The 19028-nt window shown below is 59.7% G+C and carries 13 protein-coding genes and 1 pseudogene; 10 read left to right on the top strand and 4 right to left on the bottom strand.

All coding sequences use genetic code 11. The features are described from left to right. Positions 1 to 189 precede the first annotated feature (189 nt). From malQ to G1C94_RS03415, 10 genes are all read left to right on the top strand, one after another. Positions 190 to 2358, top strand: coding sequence for a 4-alpha-glucanotransferase (malQ, locus tag G1C94_RS03370; RefSeq protein WP_172144656.1), 2169 nt, complete (start codon positions 190 to 192; stop codon positions 2356 to 2358). 322 nt (positions 2359 to 2680) lie between these two features. Continuing rightward, a complete protein-coding gene (gene rplM, locus G1C94_RS03375) occupies positions 2681 to 3130 on the top strand; it encodes a 50S ribosomal protein L13 (RefSeq protein ID WP_172144658.1) in 450 nt (149 codons plus the stop codon). 20 nt (positions 3131 to 3150) lie between these two features. Continuing rightward, complete coding sequence (rpsI, locus tag G1C94_RS03380) at positions 3151 to 3642, top strand: 30S ribosomal protein S9 (protein WP_172144660.1); 492 nt, start codon at positions 3151 to 3153, stop codon at positions 3640 to 3642. A 272-nt stretch (positions 3643 to 3914) separates the two neighbouring features. Beyond that, positions 3915 to 6563 (top strand): hypothetical protein, encoded by a 2649-nt coding sequence (locus G1C94_RS07670; RefSeq protein ID WP_216656812.1) that lies wholly within the window; start codon positions 3915 to 3917, stop codon positions 6561 to 6563. A 279-nt stretch (positions 6564 to 6842) separates the two neighbouring features. Continuing rightward, positions 6843 to 8927, top strand: coding sequence for a C-type lectin-like domain-containing protein (locus G1C94_RS03390; protein WP_172144662.1), 2085 nt, complete (start codon positions 6843 to 6845; stop codon positions 8925 to 8927). A gap of 196 nt (positions 8928 to 9123) precedes the next feature. Further along, entirely contained in the window at positions 9124 to 10161 is a 1038-nt protein-coding gene (locus G1C94_RS03395; RefSeq protein ID WP_172144664.1) for a GNAT family N-acetyltransferase, read from the top strand. Between the two features lie 24 nt (positions 10162 to 10185). Then, a complete protein-coding gene (locus G1C94_RS03400) occupies positions 10186 to 10500 on the top strand; it encodes a DUF2469 domain-containing protein (RefSeq protein WP_172144666.1) in 315 nt (104 codons plus the stop codon). A gap of 219 nt (positions 10501 to 10719) precedes the next feature. Continuing rightward, on the top strand, positions 10720 to 12594 hold the full coding sequence (gene rho, locus G1C94_RS03405; RefSeq protein WP_216656820.1) for a transcription termination factor Rho: 1875 nt from the start codon (positions 10720 to 10722) through the stop codon (positions 12592 to 12594). A gap of 367 nt (positions 12595 to 12961) precedes the next feature. After that, complete coding sequence (locus G1C94_RS03410) at positions 12962 to 16504, top strand: InlB B-repeat-containing protein (RefSeq protein ID WP_172144672.1); 3543 nt, start codon at positions 12962 to 12964, stop codon at positions 16502 to 16504. Positions 16505 to 16652: 148 nt separating this feature from the next. Beyond that, entirely contained in the window at positions 16653 to 16841 is a 189-nt protein-coding gene (locus G1C94_RS03415) for a hypothetical protein (protein ID WP_172144675.1), read from the top strand. 168 nt (positions 16842 to 17009) lie between these two features. Here G1C94_RS03415 and G1C94_RS07765 read toward each other — a convergent pair whose 3' ends face one another. The 4 genes and pseudogenes from G1C94_RS07765 to G1C94_RS03435 all read right to left on the bottom strand — a co-directional run bounded on the left by G1C94_RS07765 (position 17010) and on the right by G1C94_RS03435 (position 18559). Next, positions 17010 to 17567, bottom strand: coding sequence for a hypothetical protein (locus G1C94_RS07765; RefSeq protein ID WP_253902298.1), 558 nt, complete (start codon positions 17565 to 17567; stop codon positions 17010 to 17012). Between the two features lie 115 nt (positions 17568 to 17682). Beyond that, positions 17683 to 18093, bottom strand: a pseudogene (rhuM, locus tag G1C94_RS07770) (RhuM family protein); the annotation flags it as partial. Between the two features lie 51 nt (positions 18094 to 18144). Then, positions 18145 to 18387: a DUF2442 domain-containing protein gene (locus G1C94_RS03430; protein ID WP_172144684.1), complete on the bottom strand. Its 243-nt coding sequence runs from the start codon at positions 18385 to 18387 to the stop codon at positions 18145 to 18147. Positions 18388 to 18400: 13 nt separating this feature from the next. Further along, entirely contained in the window at positions 18401 to 18559 is a 159-nt protein-coding gene (locus tag G1C94_RS03435) for a DUF4160 domain-containing protein (protein WP_335341209.1), read from the bottom strand. Positions 18560 to 19028 lie beyond the last annotated feature (469 nt).

Genomic DNA, 19028 nt, shown 5'->3' on the forward strand with positions numbered 1-19028 from the left:
AGAGAAGAGATATAGAGTCGAGAGATATAGCCGATACACACAGCTGAGACATATAACCGAGAGACATACAGTCGAGAGACACAACCGATACATATAGCCGATACATACAACCGAGAGACACGCATCTCACCCGCGTCATTTCGCCACTTTTCACTCCTTACATCAGTCACATCACTACACTGGAACACTATGAGTGAGCGAATGGAAAGCAGCGAGCGCCTGGCCCGCCCGCTGATTCAACTGGCGAAATTGGCGGGCATCGCCACCAGCTATGTCGGCATGAGCCACGACTACCACGAAATCAACGACAATGTGCTGGTGGCCGTGCTGGCCGCCTTGGGCATTGACGCTTCGGGCGAAGGGGCCATCGAGCGGTCGATCAAACACATTCAGGACGAGCGGCACGCCCGCCTCGTCGCGCCCACGGTGCTGCACCGCGTCGGCGAGGAAAGCCACGTGCCGGTCAACGTCGGCATGCTGGACATGCCCAGCGCCACCATCACGCTGGAAAACGGCGAGGCTTACGAACACACGCTCCTGCCGGACGCCGGCGACGGCTCGAAGGCCTATATGCTGAACGGCCAGTTCGTCAGCACCGCCTCGATCGTTATTCCCGCCGATCTGCCGGAGGGCTACCACACGCTGCACGTCACGGTGGGCGAGCGCACCGAAGATGCCACGCTGATCAGCGCGCCGCCCCGCGTCGAGTTGCTTGACGAGATGCGCGAGGGGCGTTTGTGGGGTTGGATGGCGCAACTGTATTCGATTCGCTCCTCCGATTCGTGGGGCGTGGGCGATTTCGAGGATCTCGCCGTGCTGCTTGAGAACGCCAAGTCCAAGACGGGCGCCGATTTCACGCTGGTCAACCCGCTTCATGCCGGCGAACCGGTCTCCATGCTCACGCCGTCGCCTTACCTGCCGGTGGCGCGCGGCATGGTGAACTTCACTTATATTCGCCCCGAGTCAATCGAGGAATATCAAACGCTCCCCGACGACACCCGCCGGCAAATCGAGCAGTTGCACGCCTCGGTGGAGCCGCTGAACGGCGACGCGCAGCTCATCGACCGCGACGCCATGTGGCAGGCGAAAATACAAGCCCTGTGGCTCATTTTCAAGGCCGACCGCACCGCCGAACGCCAGCGCGAGTTCGAGGAGTTCTGCGCCCAGGTCGGTGAGGAGCTTGAGGCGTATGCCACCTGGTGCCTGTGCTACGACAAGTGGGGTGCGCCGAGTGAGGATGCGGACAACTGGGAGCAGCGCCTGGCCAAAGACAGCCCGGAAGTGATGGGGTTGCGGCAGCAATTCCCCGATACATTGGAGTTTTATCACTGGCTTGAGTGGGTCGCCTCCGAGCAGCTTGACCGTGCGCAAAGCCGCGCGAAGGCCGCCGGCATGCGCATCGGCATCATGGCCGATATGGCCGTCGGGGTTCATCCGCTCGGCTCCGAAGCATGGTGGTATCCCGAGCGCTTTGCCAAAGGCGCGACGGTGGGCGCCCCGCCCGACATGTTCAACCAACAGGGGCAAGATTGGAGCCAGCCGCCGTTCAATCCCATCGCGCTCGAGCGCACTGGCTATAAGGCATATCGCGATTTGGTGCACAACATGTTCGCCCACGCCGGCGCGGTGCGTATCGACCATATTCTCGGTCTGTTCCGCCTGTGGTGGGTGCCGGCTGGCTTGAAACCCATCGACGGCGCGTATGTGCATTACGATTCCGAAGTGATGCTGGGTATTCTCGCGCTGGAAGCTTCGCGTGCGGACGGCGTGGTGGTCGGTGAGGACTTGGGTGTGGTGCCTGATTATGTGGCCGATTCGCTCTCCTCGCACGGCTTGCTTGGGTGCGCCGTCGAGTGGTTCGAGCAGAAGGATGGCATGTTCCGCGCGCCGGCCGATTGGCGCGAATACGCGCTCGCTTCGGTGAATACGCACGATTTGCCGCCGGCTGCGGGCTATTTGGAACTTGAGCATGTCAAGTTGCGCGAGCGGTTGGGGTTGCTGGAAGGGCCGAAGGAGGTCTTCGAGCGTTCCGCGATGGCCGAGCAGGACGCGATGATCGAGATGCTCGTCGAACATGGGTATCTTGACGCCGAACTCGCCCGGGATCGCAAGGCCAACCAAACCGAGATCGTGATGGCGCAATACCGCGCTCTGCAGGATTCGCCGTGCAAGCTGCTCGCCGCCTCGATTACCGACGCGGTGGGCGAAAAGCGCGCCCAGAACCAACCGGGCACGAATAACGAATACCCGAACTGGCGCATCCCGCTCGCCGACGCGCGAGGCCAAGTCGTCACGCTCGACACCCTCTTCGACCGCGTCGATGTGCGCAACATCGCGACAATAATGCGCACCAAATAACCTCCCCTCCCTCACCCATTCCCCTCCCAGTTCCCATGGCGCGGTGTTTTTCCCATGGCGCGGTGTTAAAAAACGTTGGAAAATAGCCAATACCGCGCCATGGAAACACCGCGCCATGGGAACCGGGGCGTATGTCAGTAGCGGGCGATATGCTCGTGAGCTGTTGTGTTTCCCTAAGGGGTCCTTCAAAGCGCTTTCCCACTCGCAACCGAGGACTTTCAGGGAGCCCACGGATAATGAGGCCAGCGTCTTGCGGTGCGCCCTAACCAAGCGCGCGCAGGGATGAGGGCCCGGAACACAATACGAAGAAAAGGTAAAAACAGTGAAGACTTTCACTCCGAAGCCCGCGGATCTGAGCCACGAGTGGTACATCGTCGATGCCACCGATGTGGTGCTCGGTCGTCTTGCAACCCAAGTTGCGACCCTGTTGCGCGGCAAGAACAAGCCGACATTCGCCCCCCACGCCGATTCCGGCAATCACGTCATCGTGATCAATGCCGCCAAGGTGGCGCTCACGGGCAATAAGATGGGCAAGGAACTCTATATGCACTCCGGTCGTCCGGGTGGCCTGCGTCGCGACACTTACGCTCAGCTGCTCGCCAACAACCCCGAGCGCATCATCACCAGCGCCGTCAAGGGCATGCTGCCGAAGAACAAGCTCGCCAAGGTGCAGCTTGATCGTCTGCACGTCTTCGCCGGCGAAGAGCACCCGCACACCCCGCAGAAGCCGCAGGTCTTTGAGATCACGCAGGTTTCTCAGCAGGCCAAGTGAACCGAAGGGAGATAGAAAACATGGCTGAAAACACCAAGAACTCCGCGGTTCAGGAAACCGAAGAGGAACTCACCAACTACACCACCGAGACCAACGCCGGCGCCGGCACGGGCACTTCCGCCATCGAGCCGGGCTATGGCACCGGCCGCCGCAAGGAAGCCGTCGCCCGCGTGCGTCTGGTTCCCGGTTCCGGCAAGTGGACCATCAACGGCCGCACTCTGGAGGAGTATTTCCCCTCCAAGCTGCTGCAGCGTGAGGTCAACTCCCCGATCGTGCTGTTGAAGCTCGAAGGCAAGTTCGACGCCATCGTGCTCGTCGACGGCGGCGGCACCACCGGCCAGGCCGGCGCCATCCGTCTCGGCGTGGCTCGCGCGCTCAACGCCATCGACCGCGACGCCAACCGCGCTGCCCTGAAGAAGGCTGGCTTCCTGACCCGCGACGCCCGCGTCGTGGAGCGCAAGAAGGCCGGTCTGCACAAGGCTCGTCGCGCGCCGCAGTTCTCCAAGCGCTGATTTTCGCCGCTTAACTGGCGGTTATCGAAACCCCGTCGTTGCTTGTTGCAGCGGCGGGGTTTTGCTATGCGCGAATACCACATCCGTGCGCCACGCTCTGTTTGGCCAATCCACCATTGTCTGCGCGCCAATCTGCGCAATGCGGGGGTCTTAAACGCGACTAGTGGGGTTGATTTTGGGGGTGGAATGTCGCAAGTGAGTCTTTGGTAGCCTCACCCGCGGTGAGTGGCGGGATTCGCCCGTCGCTCAAGACGAGTGAGGCATATTTGCATATGAAGAGAATGGTTACGACGTTCGACTTGCGTCGGTTGTGGCGTTGCGTGATGGTATTGCTGATTGTGGTGGCGTCATTGGCGGTTGCCACGCCGGGTGTGCGAGCGAACGACGCCGGCGCCGGGCCGGTCGGTCGGACTGAGCCGGTCGGCCCCACGATAAGCGGGCTTGATAAGAGGACCAATGAGAAGATCGGCACTGGTGACATTAGCTACCGGCTGGGTAACGCGATGGTGAAAGGCAGGGGAAGCAAGACTCTCACGATCGGAGTGAGTAGCGGCTGGTTTGAAATACCTGACTGGAGGGTAGGGGGAGTTGAACTGGCGGTTGCGTTGAACGAGGAAGAGAAGCTCCTGACTTCCTGGCGCTGGAAGCCGCACACTTTGAAGAAGGAGCATTACCAGCATGTCGAGTTCAATGCGAATGAGCGCTACCGGCATGTTGAGCTCAACGCGAAGAGGCAGACCGACAAGCGCATGTCGGCGGAGGATATTGAGGAGTTTCTGCACGGCATAACGTTCCACTTTAAGCCCGGCGAGACGCAGACCGTGTGGGTGAGCGCGACGTATGAGCAGTTGAAAGCACATCGCACCACCAAGTATGACGGGTCGGAATCGTATGAGACGCACTTGCTCAATGGGCACGCATATGCTTTCGCCACCGATTTTGACACGAAATTCAAGACAGGATACGAACAAGCGAGAAAAACCACTTTCGCCGGCGCAGCAGGTTATCTGATGACCATTGAATCGGAAGGGGAGCATAACGCTGTCTACCATGCGCTGGGTGAGGGCCTCGGCTGGATCGGCGCCACCAACGCCGTCAGTCCAGACGACGCAAAGGCAAACGGTTCGACCATTACGCTCGGGAAACCCGGCCAGGATTGGTATTGGGTGTCCGGCCCCAACGCGGGCACGAAGTTCTGGAGTGGAGGCAACAAGGTTCTGGAAGCCTATGCGAATTGGGCAGATGGGCATCCTAAGAGTTTGGATGGGTCTTCTAAGGAGTCGGATGGGTCTGGAGATCCATCCAAGTTGTGCTGTGTCCAGTATGGCTGGTCGGGCCTCGGGAAAGATGATGGCGGCAAGTGGATTACTTTGACATCGGATGGTCACCATGCCAGTGAGCCGAAATGGAGCACCATCAGGGGCTATTACGTCGAGTTCGACGAGTTCGATCCCAGCCTGGCCGGGCAGGTCACGACGACCTCCAAGATGGTCACCGTGAGTTCCGATTTGCATGAGGTGAGCAGCAGCAATACCACCGAAACCATATTGTCTCATACGCAATATGAAACGACTCTGACCGCAAATGACGGCCGCGAGATGGATCCGGCGTCGGTGAAGGTGACAGTTGGCGGCAAGCCGTTGGATGCGAAGGATTACACCTTCGATAAAGCCACCGGCACGCTGACGATTCCCGCCGAGAAGGTGAGTGGCAATCTGCATATCGACGCCATGGCAAAGCGCTTGGTAACGATTAAAGATGGCCTGACTGCCACGCTTGTGGGGACTGTACATGTGCCGAATAACGCGCCGGTGGACAAGTCCGACGTGGATAAGTTGGCCGGAACCAGGAAGGGATACACGCTTACCGGTTACACCACGCAAGACGGCACCCTTTGGGACTTCAGCAAGCCGGTGACCACGGATATGACATTGACAGCCCAACAGGAGCTGAACGCACCCACGGTGTCGTTCTTCCCGCCGGACCCGCGCTTGGATCGCACCGGCGAGACGTTGATGCTGCGTGCTTCGTCGCACCTGGACGGGGTGCCGGGCGCAAGATTCACCTATGCGTGGGAGAAGGACGGCGTGCCGATTGAAGGCGGTGCCGAGGGCGTGCTGATGGTAACCGACGAGGGCATGTACACGGTGACTGTCACGGCAATGGATCCGAGCACGAACCGCACTTCGCATGCGACGGGCACGGTTGAGGTGAAGTCGCCGCATCAGTGGCAGGTCACGCTGCAGGGCAGGAATGGCTTCTCGTGGCTGGTCAAGCAGCTTACGGTGTTCAATGGCGACAAGCTGAACAGGGGTGATCTCGATAAGCAAGCCGCCTTGCCGGGCTACACAATCACTGGCTACACCAAGTCTGATGGCACGCAGTGGCTCTTCGAGACCGGGGTGCGTGAACACATGACCCTGTATCCGCAGTACCAGATGATCACGCCGAAGGTGACGGTGAGTGCGGATCGCTCGAGGCTCGAATCGCCGGGCGACAAGTCCAGGCTCACTGCTCAGGTGCTCACGCAGGTGCCGGACGCGACGTTCACGTACGCGTGGAGCAAGAACGGCATGCCGATCACCGGTGCGACGGGTCAGGAGCATCAGGCCGGCGAGCCGGGCACCTACACGGTCGAGGTGACGGTGATGGATCCGCGGACGGGCGTGTCGGCGAAGGGCACGGCTTCGGTGACGGTGACCGCGTCCGACAAGTACGAGGCGGCGATCGAGAAGAAGCCGGCTGAGAAGAAGCCCGCTGAGAGGAAGCCGGCCGAGAGGAAGCCGGCCGAGAAGAAGCCAGACGTCGCCAAGAAGGCGCTGGTCGACACCGGTCTGGACGTGCTCGCCCCGGCTGTGGCGCTGGTGCTCATGCTGGCTATTGCCGGTGCGCTGGCAGCGCTGCGCCGCCGCAATAAGTAAAGGAAGTAAAGGCAAAAGTAAATAAAACCCGCAAGCGGGGTGCGCCGACTCGTGCTCGGTGCACCCTGCTTGCGCTTGAGACCGGCTTTCCCAACAGACGAGCAAGCGGCCAACGCCTGCCGCGATTCAAGTGGTTCAAGCGTTTCAAGAGACTCAAATAATTCAAGTGATTCAAGGGGTTTGTTTGGGGGTGTGATGCCGGAAGCGGATTTTGGTAGCCTCGGCGGCGAAGCGGCGGAATCGCACGTTTCGTGAGCAAAGTGAGCAAAGAAGAGTCATATGTGGCGTATGGACAGAATGGATGCGACGGCGTTTGACGCGCGTCGATTGCGGCGTTGTGCTGCGGTTGTACTGGCCGTGGCAGCTTCGTTGCTGACCTTGGTTGCCGTGGTTGCGTTGCTGGCGGTTGTTGCGCCAAGCGCGCGAGCGAATGTGAATGGGCAGGTTGGACAGAATGGGCAAATTGGCCAGATTGGCCCCACGGTGAATCTCAATGCTGCCCAAAAAACCAAAGTCAAAGACGGCAGTTATAAGCTGAGTGGCGTGACCGTGACTGGTGAGCCCAGCTCGTACGTCGTGATTGAGGTGGATAACGGTTGGTTCGAGACGCCCCAGCCATCCATGGTGGATGGCGAAGATGCGCATCACTTCTCCCATGCCTTGGATGCGTATGGCAACTTCCTATCTAGTGATGACTTGCTCACAGGGGAGAAGCACGTATTTGGCTACCGCTATGTCCTATTCAGCTCAGGCAGAGCGGACATAGAAGCGAAGCTCATCGAGAAATATCTTCAGAATCTGACGTTCCATCTGGGCGGCAGCAGCGCGCAGACGGTGTCGGTGAGCGCATGGTACAGCCAGCCGGAAGCAAAGTTCAACTACTACAGTGACGACGGCGTGGATGGCAGAAGAACCCTCTACAAGTCGCATCTGTTTGATGGCCACGCGTACACTTTCATCGACGAGTGGGACATGCCCTTCGACAAGGCCCTTCTGGCGTCGAAAGTTACCAATTTCCAAGGAAGAGACGGCCATATGATGACCATCGAATCGCAGGGAGAGCACAATCTCATCCGTAGATTATTTGAGCGTCGTCACGGCGGTACCGGCTGGATTGGTGGTCAGCGGGTCATTAGCACTTCGGAGCCAGGGATGGTGTCGGATTGGTACTGGGTGGCCGGCCCGAGCGCGGGCATCAAATTCTGGAGCGGGAGCAACGGCGCGGTTCCGGGCGTCTTTGCGCAGTGGGCAAACGGGCAGCCTAGCAAAGATAAGCTCGATGCGTGTTGCGTTCAGTATGGATTTTCCGGTGACAAGGCCGATAATTCCGGGGCGTGGAATGCTTTAACGGTAAGCGGTCACCAGGCCGGTGAATGGGACGCTGGTGAGCAGGCAAGGCCGAACTACATCAAGGGTTTCTATGTGGAGTTCGAAGACCTCCATCCCACCATGATTGGGCGAGTTAGCGAGACCAACAAGATGGTTACCGTGGAGTCTGATTTGCTTGATGTGACGAGTAGCAATACCGCTACGAGCATATTGTCAGGCACTGAGTATTCGACGACGTTGACTGCGACGGATGTCCGTGATTTGGATCTGACATCGATACAGGTGACAGTGGGCGGCGTGCGATTGAGCCAAGAGGACAATGGCTTTACGTTCATTCTCAAGTCGGGCAAGAAGGCCGGCGAATTGAGGATTCCCGCCGACAAGGTGACCGGTGATGTGACGGTCGCGGCGAAAGGAAATCGCCTTGTGACGCTTCAGGATGCCCAGACTTCCCAAGTGCTGGCGACTGTGCAGGTGGCGAATGGCGCGACATTGAAGCGCGAAGCTCTTGATAAGTATGTCGAGACTAGAGACGGCTACAAGCATGTCGGATATACGAAGGGTGGTGCTGAGTGGGACTTTGACATGCCGGTGACTGTGGATATGACATTGAACCCGCGGTGGGAGTCGGTTGAACCGGTTAGACCTATTGAGCCCGCTGAGCCGACCCAGCCTACTGAACCTACCGAGCAACCTACCGAACCCGTCAAGCCCGCAAAGCCGGTCGAACCTACTGAACCTACGCCAGTGAAGCCGGTCAAGCCAGCGACGCCGGCCAAGCCCGACGCGAAACCGACCAAGCCCGACGTGAAGCCTGCTGAGCCAGCGAAGCCCGTTGAGCCCGCAAAACCGGTCAGGCCTACTGAGCCTACCGAACCCACTGAGCCCGCTGAACGCCCCGAACCAGCCAAGCCCGCTGCAAAGCCGGCGTTGGTTGACACCGGTCTGGACATGCTTGCCCCTGTCTTGGCAGTGGTGTTCCTGCTGGTCGTCGCCGTCATAGCGGCAGTGTTCCGGCATCGCCGCGGCAAGTGACCCAACTCCTCGTAACGCCAGCCAGCGTACGTTTTTTCCACAGCCAAGACAATCATTCTGAAATTTCGTACGCTGGCGAACGTTCAGTGCACGTTTTTTCGATGGTGGGGCATGGCGGGTCTTCACAGCGTTCATGCAGGCGAGTAAGATATCTTCGGCAATGATTGTTCGGCAATCATAAGGGGATAACGAAATCATGACCGAGAACACGCAGACGACGGTGCCTGAGGAACAAAGTCAGAGCCGCGAACTGCCCGCCCGCATCTCGATTCCGCCGATTCGCGGTGAGATGGTGCGTCTGCGTCCCGCCACCGTCGCCGACCTCGACAAGCTGGACACGCTCAACGCCTATCACGGCGCTTCACGAATCACCGGCAAGGATCGCGTGGCCGAACGCGCCGTCGTGCACGCATGGGTGCGGCGTTCCGTCGCCTGGAGTGGCGGCAAACTCCCCAACGAATCCGGTGTCGGCGACCCGGAAGCGCGCCGCACCATCGCCTGGGCGGTGCTCACCGACGCTGACCATGACGGCGACCACGAGGTCGATGCCGCCTCCACCGACAATGTCATCGGCATGATTTTTCTGATCGACATCGACGGCTGGGCGCGTTCCGCCCGCATCCAGGTCATCCTTGGTGAGGATTATCGCGGCCGCGGCTATTCGCGCGACCTGATGCCGCGTGTCATGACGTATGGTTTTGCGCCCGAGCCGGCAGGGCTTGGCATGCATCGCATCTGGGTGGCCGTGCCCGAGCAGAACACCCGTTCCGTATCCGTCTATCAGTCGCTCGGTTTCGTGCCGTCCGGCACCTCGCGCGACGCGCTGTGGGACGCCTCGCACAACAAATATCAGGATCTCGTCGTCATGGACACGCTGGCGGACGAATACGATCCGATCCGCTCGCTCGACGCCTTCGGCATGCATGTGCTGGAAGACAACCCGGGCGTCAAGGAGGCGATGAGCGCTCGCGAACATTCGATGGCGCTCAAGCAAAACCAAGCCGGCGAAGAGAAGGCTTCGGACGAAACGGCGCGCACCAAGCAATCCGCCGCCCAAGCAAGCGCCGACCCTGTGCAGGAGCAGCCCGACACGCCCGGCATCGAGGCGAAACCCAAAACCGCCGCGGCCGGCGACGAAGGGCCCAGCTGGCCGTACTCAGCCGATGATCGCAAGCCTTCAAAGGAAGCCTGGTGGCGTACGCTTGGGCGAGGGCGCAAACGCGACAACGAGTAATAACGCGAAAGAGGAGAGGCAACGATGAGTGCCGAGGATCTTGACAACTACGAAACCGATGCCGAGCTGGCGCTATATAGGGAATATCGCGACGTCATCAAACTGTTCACCTACGTGGTGGAAACCGAGCGCCGCTTCTATCTGGCCAACAAGGTCGATTTCAACGTGCGTTCCGCCGGGCAGGACGTGTATTTCGACGTGCAGCTGACGGATGCGTGGGTGTGGGATGTGTATCGGCCAAGTCGTTTCGTCAAGAACGTGCGCATCGTGACGTTCAAGGACGTCAATGTCGAGGAAGTGCAGAAGTCGGACATCGACATTCCCGAAGATATTCGCTGAGCCGCGCTGGTCGCGCGGGCGGCGCGCTCGCGGCGGCGTTGATTCGCGTTGGTCGCGCGGGCGTTGTACAGTAAAACACGGTTCGTGAGCGTGGATTGCCGCGAACTTTCAACGCGGCAAAATGTCGCAATCATCTTCAGACAATCTTGCGGTGCATCGGGTGCCGTCAGGTGCTGCAGAAAGGTATGAACTGTGGCCAATAGCCAGAATCTTGAAGGTATGAAGCTGCCTGAACTGAAGGAGCTTGCCAAGCAGATGGGACTGCGTGGCACATCCACCATGCGTAAGCCGGAGCTACTTGCCACCATACAGGCCGCTCGTTCCGGCGGTGAGGCGCCCGCTGGCGTCACTGTAAAAACGCCGAAAGCCGATGCCAAGGCTGGCGAACCGAGCAAGTCGACGGAACACAAGGAACACACGGAGCACAAGGAGCGTGTCAAGAAGAATGACGACGCCGACCTGCTCGCCGATCTTGGGCTTGAGGTTCCGGGTGATTCCGGGCGCGGCGAGCGGCATCGTTCCGCCGAGGGGAATGGCGATGAACCGAACGGCAACATCCGCCGCCGACATCGTAAGGGTCAGGAGACTCCTGCCGAAGAGGCCGTGCGCGATTTGGATGATATTCTCGCCACATTGCCCGCTCATCAGCAGTCCGAACGTGACGAGGACGATGAGGTGACGCGCGGTCGCAATGGGCGCGGGGGCAACCGAGAGCGCAATGAGCGTAATGATCGTAACGATCGCAACGAGCGTAATGATCGTAACGATCGCAATGAACGCAACGATCGCGACGGCAATCACGACCGCCGCGGCCGTCGCATGCGCGGGCGCAATCGCGATTTCGACGAGCGTGACGAGCGCCGTGAGCGCAACAATCGTGATGACCGCCGAGACCGTGACGATCGTCGTGATCGTGACGAGCGCGACGAGCAGCAGTCTGCCGAACTCGTGCCGGTGGCCGGCATCGTCGATGTGCTCGATTCCTATGCGTTTGTGCGCACTTCCGGCTATCTGCCGGGGGCGAACGACGTGTATGTGTCGATGGGGCAGGTCAAGAAGTACGGCCTGCGCAAGGGCGACGCCGTGCATGGTGCGATTCGCGCGCCGCGCGAGGGCGAGCGCCGCAACCAGCGTCAGAAGTTCGTGCCGCTGCAGTCTATCGATTCGGTCAACGGCATGAGCGTGGAGGATGCGCTGAACCGCCCGCAGTTCAGCAAGCTCACCCCGCTGTATCCGCAGGAGCGCCTGCGTCAGGAGACCACGCCGAACAAGCTCACCGGGCGCATCATGGATATCGTCGCGCCCATCGGCAAGGGGCAGCGCGGCCTGATCGTCTCGCCGCCGAAGGCTGGCAAGACCATCACCCTGCAGAACATCGCCAACGCGATCACCGCCAACAACCCCGAGGTTCACCTCATGGTGGTGCTGGTGGACGAGCGCCCCGAGGAAGTCACCGATATGGAGCGCACGGTGGCCGGCGAGGTCATTTCCTCGACCTTCGACCGCCCCGCCTCCGACCACACCACCGTGGCCGAACTCGCCATCGAGCGCGCCAAGCGCCTGGTCGAGCTTGGCCAGGACGTGGTGGTGCTGCTCGATTCGATGACCCGCCTGGCCCGCGCCTATAACATCGCGGCGCCGGCTTCCGGGCGCATCCTGTCCGGCGGTGTGGACGCCCAGGCGCTGTATCCGCCGAAGAAGTTCTTCGGCGCGGCCCGCAACATCGAAAACGGCGGCTCGCTCACCATCATCTCCTCCGCGCTGGTGGAAACCGGCTCCAAGATGGACGAGGTGATTTTCGAGGAGTTCAAGGGCACCGGCAACATGGAGTTGCGCCTGAGCCGCGAGCTGGCCGACAAGCGCCTGTTCCCGGCCATCGACATCAACGCCTCCGGCACCCGCCGTGAGGAGCTCATCACCTCGCCCGAGGAGCTGCCCATCGTCTACCGCTTGCGTCGTCTGTTCGGTGGCATGGAAGCGGAGCAGGCCTATCAGACCTTGGTGCCGCGCCTGAAGAAGACCGCCACAAACCGCGACTTCCTCGCCGCCATCGTGCAGCAAGCCAACGCCGGCAACGCCACCAACGGCAATTAAGGCGATAAGGCGATAAAACAAGTAAAACAATAAGACAAAATAAAACAAACAGCGTGGTGACAGACAGCCCAGTGGCTTGTCTATAGCCTGTCTATGGGTTGTCTGTCACAACGATCGCTGGAACGAACCCGTCTCACTGAAACCCGCCAACCCGGGTGTCACGACGGTCGCTGGAACCGAAGCCGGACCGGTTTGCCCTGGGGGGGGGTAGTATTGATGCTACCAAGGTTTCGCGCACCCGTGCCCGGTTTGTGGTTCGGCCATTGCGCAGGTACGTGTGGCTGTCCCGTTCTTCCGCTGTCGGAAGGTTGGGTCGACTGTTTTCTTTGGTGTTGTTGCAGAAGAAGTCGATAAAGGAGTCAGGTTCATGAAACGTATTGTTAGTCGTGCGGCTTCCCGCACATATTCCAATTTGTCGGCAAAGTTGCCAGCAAAGTTGCCAGCAAAGTTGCTGGCAGCGCTGTTGGCGCTGGCCATGATGGCCGTGTTCTGCCCCATGGGTTCCATCCAAGCCCAGGCCGCGGAAACGGGCATACTGCGCAATAAAGGAGGTGTTGCCCTCGGTGCCAGTGTGACCAACTCTCAGGTTCGTACCATCACGTTCCAGAACACCAAGCCCACTGTAGCGTCCATGGGTGAAGGGGCGACTTGTTGGTCTGCAGGCGGCGGCAACACCGCCACGGCGGACGATTCTGTGATCGGCTGCGCGATCAAGAGCAACATTGATAGCAGTATGTACGACGTGGTGTACGGCGCGGACAACGCGTACCCCAAATTCCCGGCCGATTCGTCCTACCTCTTCTCGGCGGCCGGCGGCGCTAGTGTTGAACGTTTCGCCGGACTTACTGAGATCGTTGGTCTTGACAAGGTCGACACGTCGAATGCAGTGTATATGAACCAGATGTTCTATGGCTGCAAGAAGTTGGAGTCGTTGAACTTGTCTGGTTTCAAGACGTCGAACGTGACGGACATGAGCCAGATGTTCTATCAGTGCGAGGCATTGAAGTCGGTGAGAGTGTCGGAGTTGTTCGATACGTCGAAGGTGACGGACATGCATGGCATGTTTGCTGAGTGCGTGTCACTGGAATCGTTGGATGTGTCTGGTTTCAAGACGTCGAGCGTGATGAACATGGAATTCATGTTCTATGATTGCGAGGCATTGAAGTCGTTGGTTGCGTCGGGGTGGGACACGTCGAGCGTGACGAACATGTCCAGCATGTTCATGGCTTGCATGTCGCTGAAGTCGTTGGATTTGGCGAAGTGGAATACGTCAAAGGTGACGGATATGAGCAACATGTTCTTCTATTGTTCGTCGTTGGAGTTGTTGGATGTGTCCGGTTTCGATACGTCGAAGGTGACGGACGATGACAGTGCCAACAACGTGTTTTCTGCACTTCCCAAACTCCAGGAGCTGCGGCTGGGCGCGAACTTCACGTTGAAGCCCAGTGATTCGGGCCTTGACAATCCTGATACTTCCGCCACGCGTGAGGGCTATACGAATATCCAGAAGTGGCGCAATATGACCACGGGTGACTCGTATGATTCGGCGTCCGGTATTCAGGCGGGTGTCGCCGCGACGTATACGCCGTTCGAGCCGATTGAATACAAGGTGAAGTTCGAGAAGACCGTGGATGACGCGACGGGTGAGATGGAGCCTCAGTCGTTCACGTATGACAAGGAGCAGGCGCTGAGTGCGAACGCGTTCGAGCGTGTGGGTTATACGTTCGACAAGTGGACCACGCAGCAAGATGGCACAGGCGATTCGTACACGAATGAGCAGTCGGTGTCGAATTTGGCGGCTACGGCCGGTGCCGAAGTGATCCTGTACGCGCAGTGGAAGCCGAATACGGATACGAAGTACACGGTGCAGCACTTCAAGCAGGCTCTGGATGGTTCCTATCCCCAGACGCCCGACGAGTCGGAGACCCTGACGGGCACGACTGGCGACGACACGAAGGCTGCGGCGAAGTCGTATGAGGGTTTCACTGCCGGCGCGGTGACCCAGCAGAAGATTGCGGCTGATGGCACCGCGAAGGTGCGTATCGAGTACACGCGCAACGCGTACACGGCGTCGTTCGATGCGAACGGCCACGGCACGGCGCCGGCAAAGCAGTCGGATGTGAAGTACGGCGCGAAGCTGACGGAACCTGCCGCGTTGTCCGCGGATGGTTACGCGTTCGGTGGCTGGTATATGGACAAGGCGTGTACGCAGGCGTGGGATTTCTCGAAGTCCACGATGCCGGCCAAGAATGTGACTCTGTATGCCAAGTGGACTGTGAATGGGTATACGGTGAAGTTTGCCGCGAACGGTGGCGCTGGTTCGATGAAAGATCAGCAGTTTGCGTACGATGCGGCTCAGAATCTGACGGCGAATGCGTTCACCCGTACCGGTTATTCGTTTGCGGGTTGGAATACGAAGGCTGATGGCAAGGGCACGGCGTATAAGGATAAGCAGTCGGTGAAGAATCTGACTGCGAAGTCTGGCGGCACCGTGACTTTGTACGCGCAGTGGGCTGTGAATTCGTATACGGTGAAGTTTGCCGCGAACGGTGGTTCTGGTTCGATGAAGGATCAGCGGTTTGCGTACGGCCAGGCGCAGAATCTGAATACGAATGCGTTCGCCCGTACCGGTTATTCGTTTGCTGGTTGGAATACGAAGGCTGATGGCAAGGGTACGGCGTATAAGGACAAGCAGTCGGTGAAGAACTTGACTGCAAAGTCCGGCGATACGGTGACCCTGTACGCGCAGTGGACTGCAAATTCGTATACGGTGAAGTTTGCCGCGAACGGCGGCTTTGGTTTGATGACAAAACAGCGGTTCACGTACGGCCAGGCGCAGAATCTGAGTGCGAATGCGTTCAGGCGCATTGGTTATACGTTTGCTGGTTGGAATACGAAGGCTGATGGCAAGGGCACGGCGTATAAGGACAAGCAGTCGGTGAAGAATCTGACTGCGAAGTCCGGCGATACGGTGACTTTGTATGCGCAGTGGACGCAGACCGCCCAGCTGACCCGTCTGTCGGGCAATACGCGCTACGACACGATGGGCGAGATCGTCTCCCAGGCCTACACCGGCACCGCGAAGACGGTGATCGTCGCCAGCGGCGCGAACTACCCCGACGCCCTGTCTGCCTCGGGTCTGTCCGGCGTGCTGGACGCGCCGATCGTGCTGACCGAACCGAACGCCCTGTCCTCGCAGACGGTCACGCAGCTCGAGCGCTTGAAGCCGTCGAAGATCATCATTGTGGGTGGTACGAGCGCGGTGTCCGAGAAAGTGGCGTCGCAGTTGAAGTCGTACGCGTCGAGTGTGACCCGTCAGGGCGGCGCGACCCGTTATGACACGTCCTACTTACTCTACGAGCAGGGTGGCAAGTCGTGGGGCACGACTGCGATTGTGGCGTCTGGCGCGGGTTATGCGGACGCGTTGAGCGTGAGCTCGTACGCGTACGCGGGCAAGGCGCCGGTGTTCCTGTGCGACCCGGCCACCGGCCTGAGTGCCAAGCAGCGCGCGGCGTTGGCTAAGTTCAAGCGCGTGGTCGTGGTGGGCGGCGTGCAGGCTGTGCCCGCCAAGTACGTGTCCGGTTTGCCTGGCATGATTCGTCTGGCTGGCCAGACTCGTTATGAGACGAGTGTGAGCGTCGCCAAGTGGACGCAGAAGAACGGCCTGAGCATGGACGGCGTGGTGTACGCGTGCGGCGAAAACTACCCGGATGCCTTGGTGTCCGGCCCCTTTGCCGGCCGTAACAAGGCGCCTGTCCTGCTGGTGGCCAATGCCTCGAGCCCCGCGGTGTCCTATTCGAAGGCTTTCAAGGGCAAGGTGAGCAATGCCTACGTGGCTGGCGGCACCCAGGTTGTGAGCAAAGACACGGCCAACGCCTTGGCCGATGCCCTGGGCATCCGTCGGTCCTAAGCCCTAAATCCCGAATCCAAGGGCCAACCCTTACCTGAACTGCCTCCCATTTCTCAGACACGAGAACCGGGAGGCAGTTCATTCTCAATGTGCGAATCGACGAGTGCATCACCGCTGCAATTGGAACCACCAACGAAAGGATCGCATCATGACGGCAATCATGCCCGGCCCCAAATCGGTCGACGTCGGCATCAGGCTTGAACGCGCCCCGAAAACCATGAGCCATGAACAGACCATGAGCCTCATCCAACGCCTGCGTGACCGCGCTCCCAAACACACGCGTCTGGACACCATGACCCCGCAGGACGTCAAAGAGGAGCTGGAACGCCGTGGCTAAGATCCTCGCCGACACCAACTTCCTGCTCGACATGATGATCCCCAATCGCCCCGACGCGCAAGCCGCCTACCACCTGTTTGCGGCGTTCGCTAACTCCGCAATCCCAAGCTGCTCGAGTACCACGCCTTCGTCGAGTACGTGGAGCGCGCTTTCGAAAGGCGATTGTCGTTATGCCTGCTCCTTTGTCATGTTTCGTAGGAGTCGGACGATTTTTGCGGCGTTTTCGGCTGTCATGAGTCTGTCGTCGCCGTGTTTGAGCCAGGCGTTGAGGTTGCCGTTGTTGATCGCCAGGCTCTCGGAGATTCGCGCAGTGGGGATGCCGAGGCGGTTTTGCAGTTCGATGGCCTTGAGCCGGCGTTGCCGTTTGGCTTGTCTGGTTTCCTCCGGGAGGTTTCGGTATGTCCGGTACAGGTCAAGGAATTTGCGGTATTCGCGGGGCAGTTCCCGTGGCGCGGTGTTGGTCAGTGCCATGTGCTCGAGGTCGTGTCCCTCGAGCAGTTGGCGTGCGGAGGCGTATGAGTCGCGGATTTCGTCCGACCAGACGAGCGACATGAGCCGGTCGGTTTTTCCCGTGCTCAGGGCGTACAGGAGAAGCGGTGCCGCGAGGCGGGGGCGGTCGTCTTGCGCCGCGGCTGCCAGGCGTCTCATGTCCGTCGTCCGCTGGCCGGAGAGATGGGCCGTCTGTTTGCGGATCCAAGTTTGGAATGTCGATGTTCCCGCCATCATTGCCCCTCTTCCTGTCTGATCTGGTTCCAGTGTTCGCCCAGTTCCTCCCATGGTCCGGCGTCCAGGTTGGCCGCGACCTCGCCGGGGTCGTCGAGAATCGAACGGTGTTGGCCCAGCGGCGAAAGAAGACGCCCTCGGTGGATTTCACGCGGTATCCCACCGACAGGATCAGGTCGAGGTTGTAGTGTTCGACCTGATAGGTTTTGCCGTCGGCGGCAGTTAGTGCAAATTTTGCACTAACTGGAATGCCTTGCAATTCCTCGCGTTTCGCGTTGGAGATGTGCCGTCTGATGGTCGTGACGTCCCTGCCGAACAGGGCGGCCAACTGCTGTTGGGTCAGCCACACGGTCTCGTCATCGACGCGCACCTCCAAGTGCACGCGATGGTCGGGGCTTTCATACAGCTCGATCTGCTGATCGCCGCTTGGAGTTCCCGCAGCGGCCTGATTGTCGTCGCCTTCCATACCCACCATCCTAACGAACCCGTCTCCTGCCATCGTGAGTGCGCCCCGAGTCGCGATGCCCATCGTTCCCGTTCTCAGCGTGCGTTCCGCCTGTTTGTGTTGTGTGGCTGATGTTTATTGTGCCAGTTCGTGTGCTCGTTCGGGTGCGATGTCGATGTTGTTGTCCCATGTGACGGTGCCGTGTGCGGCGTGTGCCGTGGCGAAGAGTTGGGGGTCGCGCAGTGGCTGCCATGCGGGGTAGACGAGGAGTTGCGTCATGTCGATGGTGCCGGTGTGCCCGTCGGTGAAGCGCACGCGCACGTGCCGGCTGTCGAGTGCTTGCGCGTCGATGACGCGCGCCGTGTTCTCCTTGGGCATGTCCTTGGCCTTTCTAGCGCAGTGGTTCTATGGCGTGGGGTTGGATCATCCGTTCGGCCAGCTGCCAGTTGGCTTCCAGGTCCTCTTGGTGGATCTGCGCCCATGCCACGACCAGTTTATGCTGTTTGGGCGGCAGGCCGCCATGCAGTGGTGTTCCGTCGAGGGAGTATATGGCTTCGTGCTGCTGGTATTGCGCGTGGAAGTGGGGCGGCTGTTGCTGTGTTCGGTCTGTCTTTCAACGATTCTGTCGCCTTCCTCCTGAACTAATGCAAATTTTGCACTAGTTGGAGTGCCTTGTCATTCCGAGCTCATCTCGGGTTGCGATGTCTGTTTTCCTGTTCTCAGTGTGCGTTTTTGCTGTTCTGTTTTGGTTTCCGTATTGTCTGCCGATTCCGGTGTCTGCGGCGGATGTTGCCGTGTTCGACACCCTCCGGGCCGGTAGGCCAAGTCTTACGTCTCACACAGCAACATCCGCCTAAGTCATTGTGACCTTAACCGGTTTGTTCCGTCCTTGGCCCCCGCTGGCGGGGGCTGTCGTGCGGATGCGCGACTGGGGGTGGTCACATTAAGCACGTGTTTGGTCCAACCACCCTCAGTCAGCCTGACGGCTGACAGCTCCCGCCAGCGGGAGCCCTAGGGCT

Source organism: Bifidobacterium panos (assembly GCF_012932445.1).
Lineage (GTDB): Bacteria > Actinomycetota > Actinomycetes > Actinomycetales > Bifidobacteriaceae > Bifidobacterium > Bifidobacterium panos.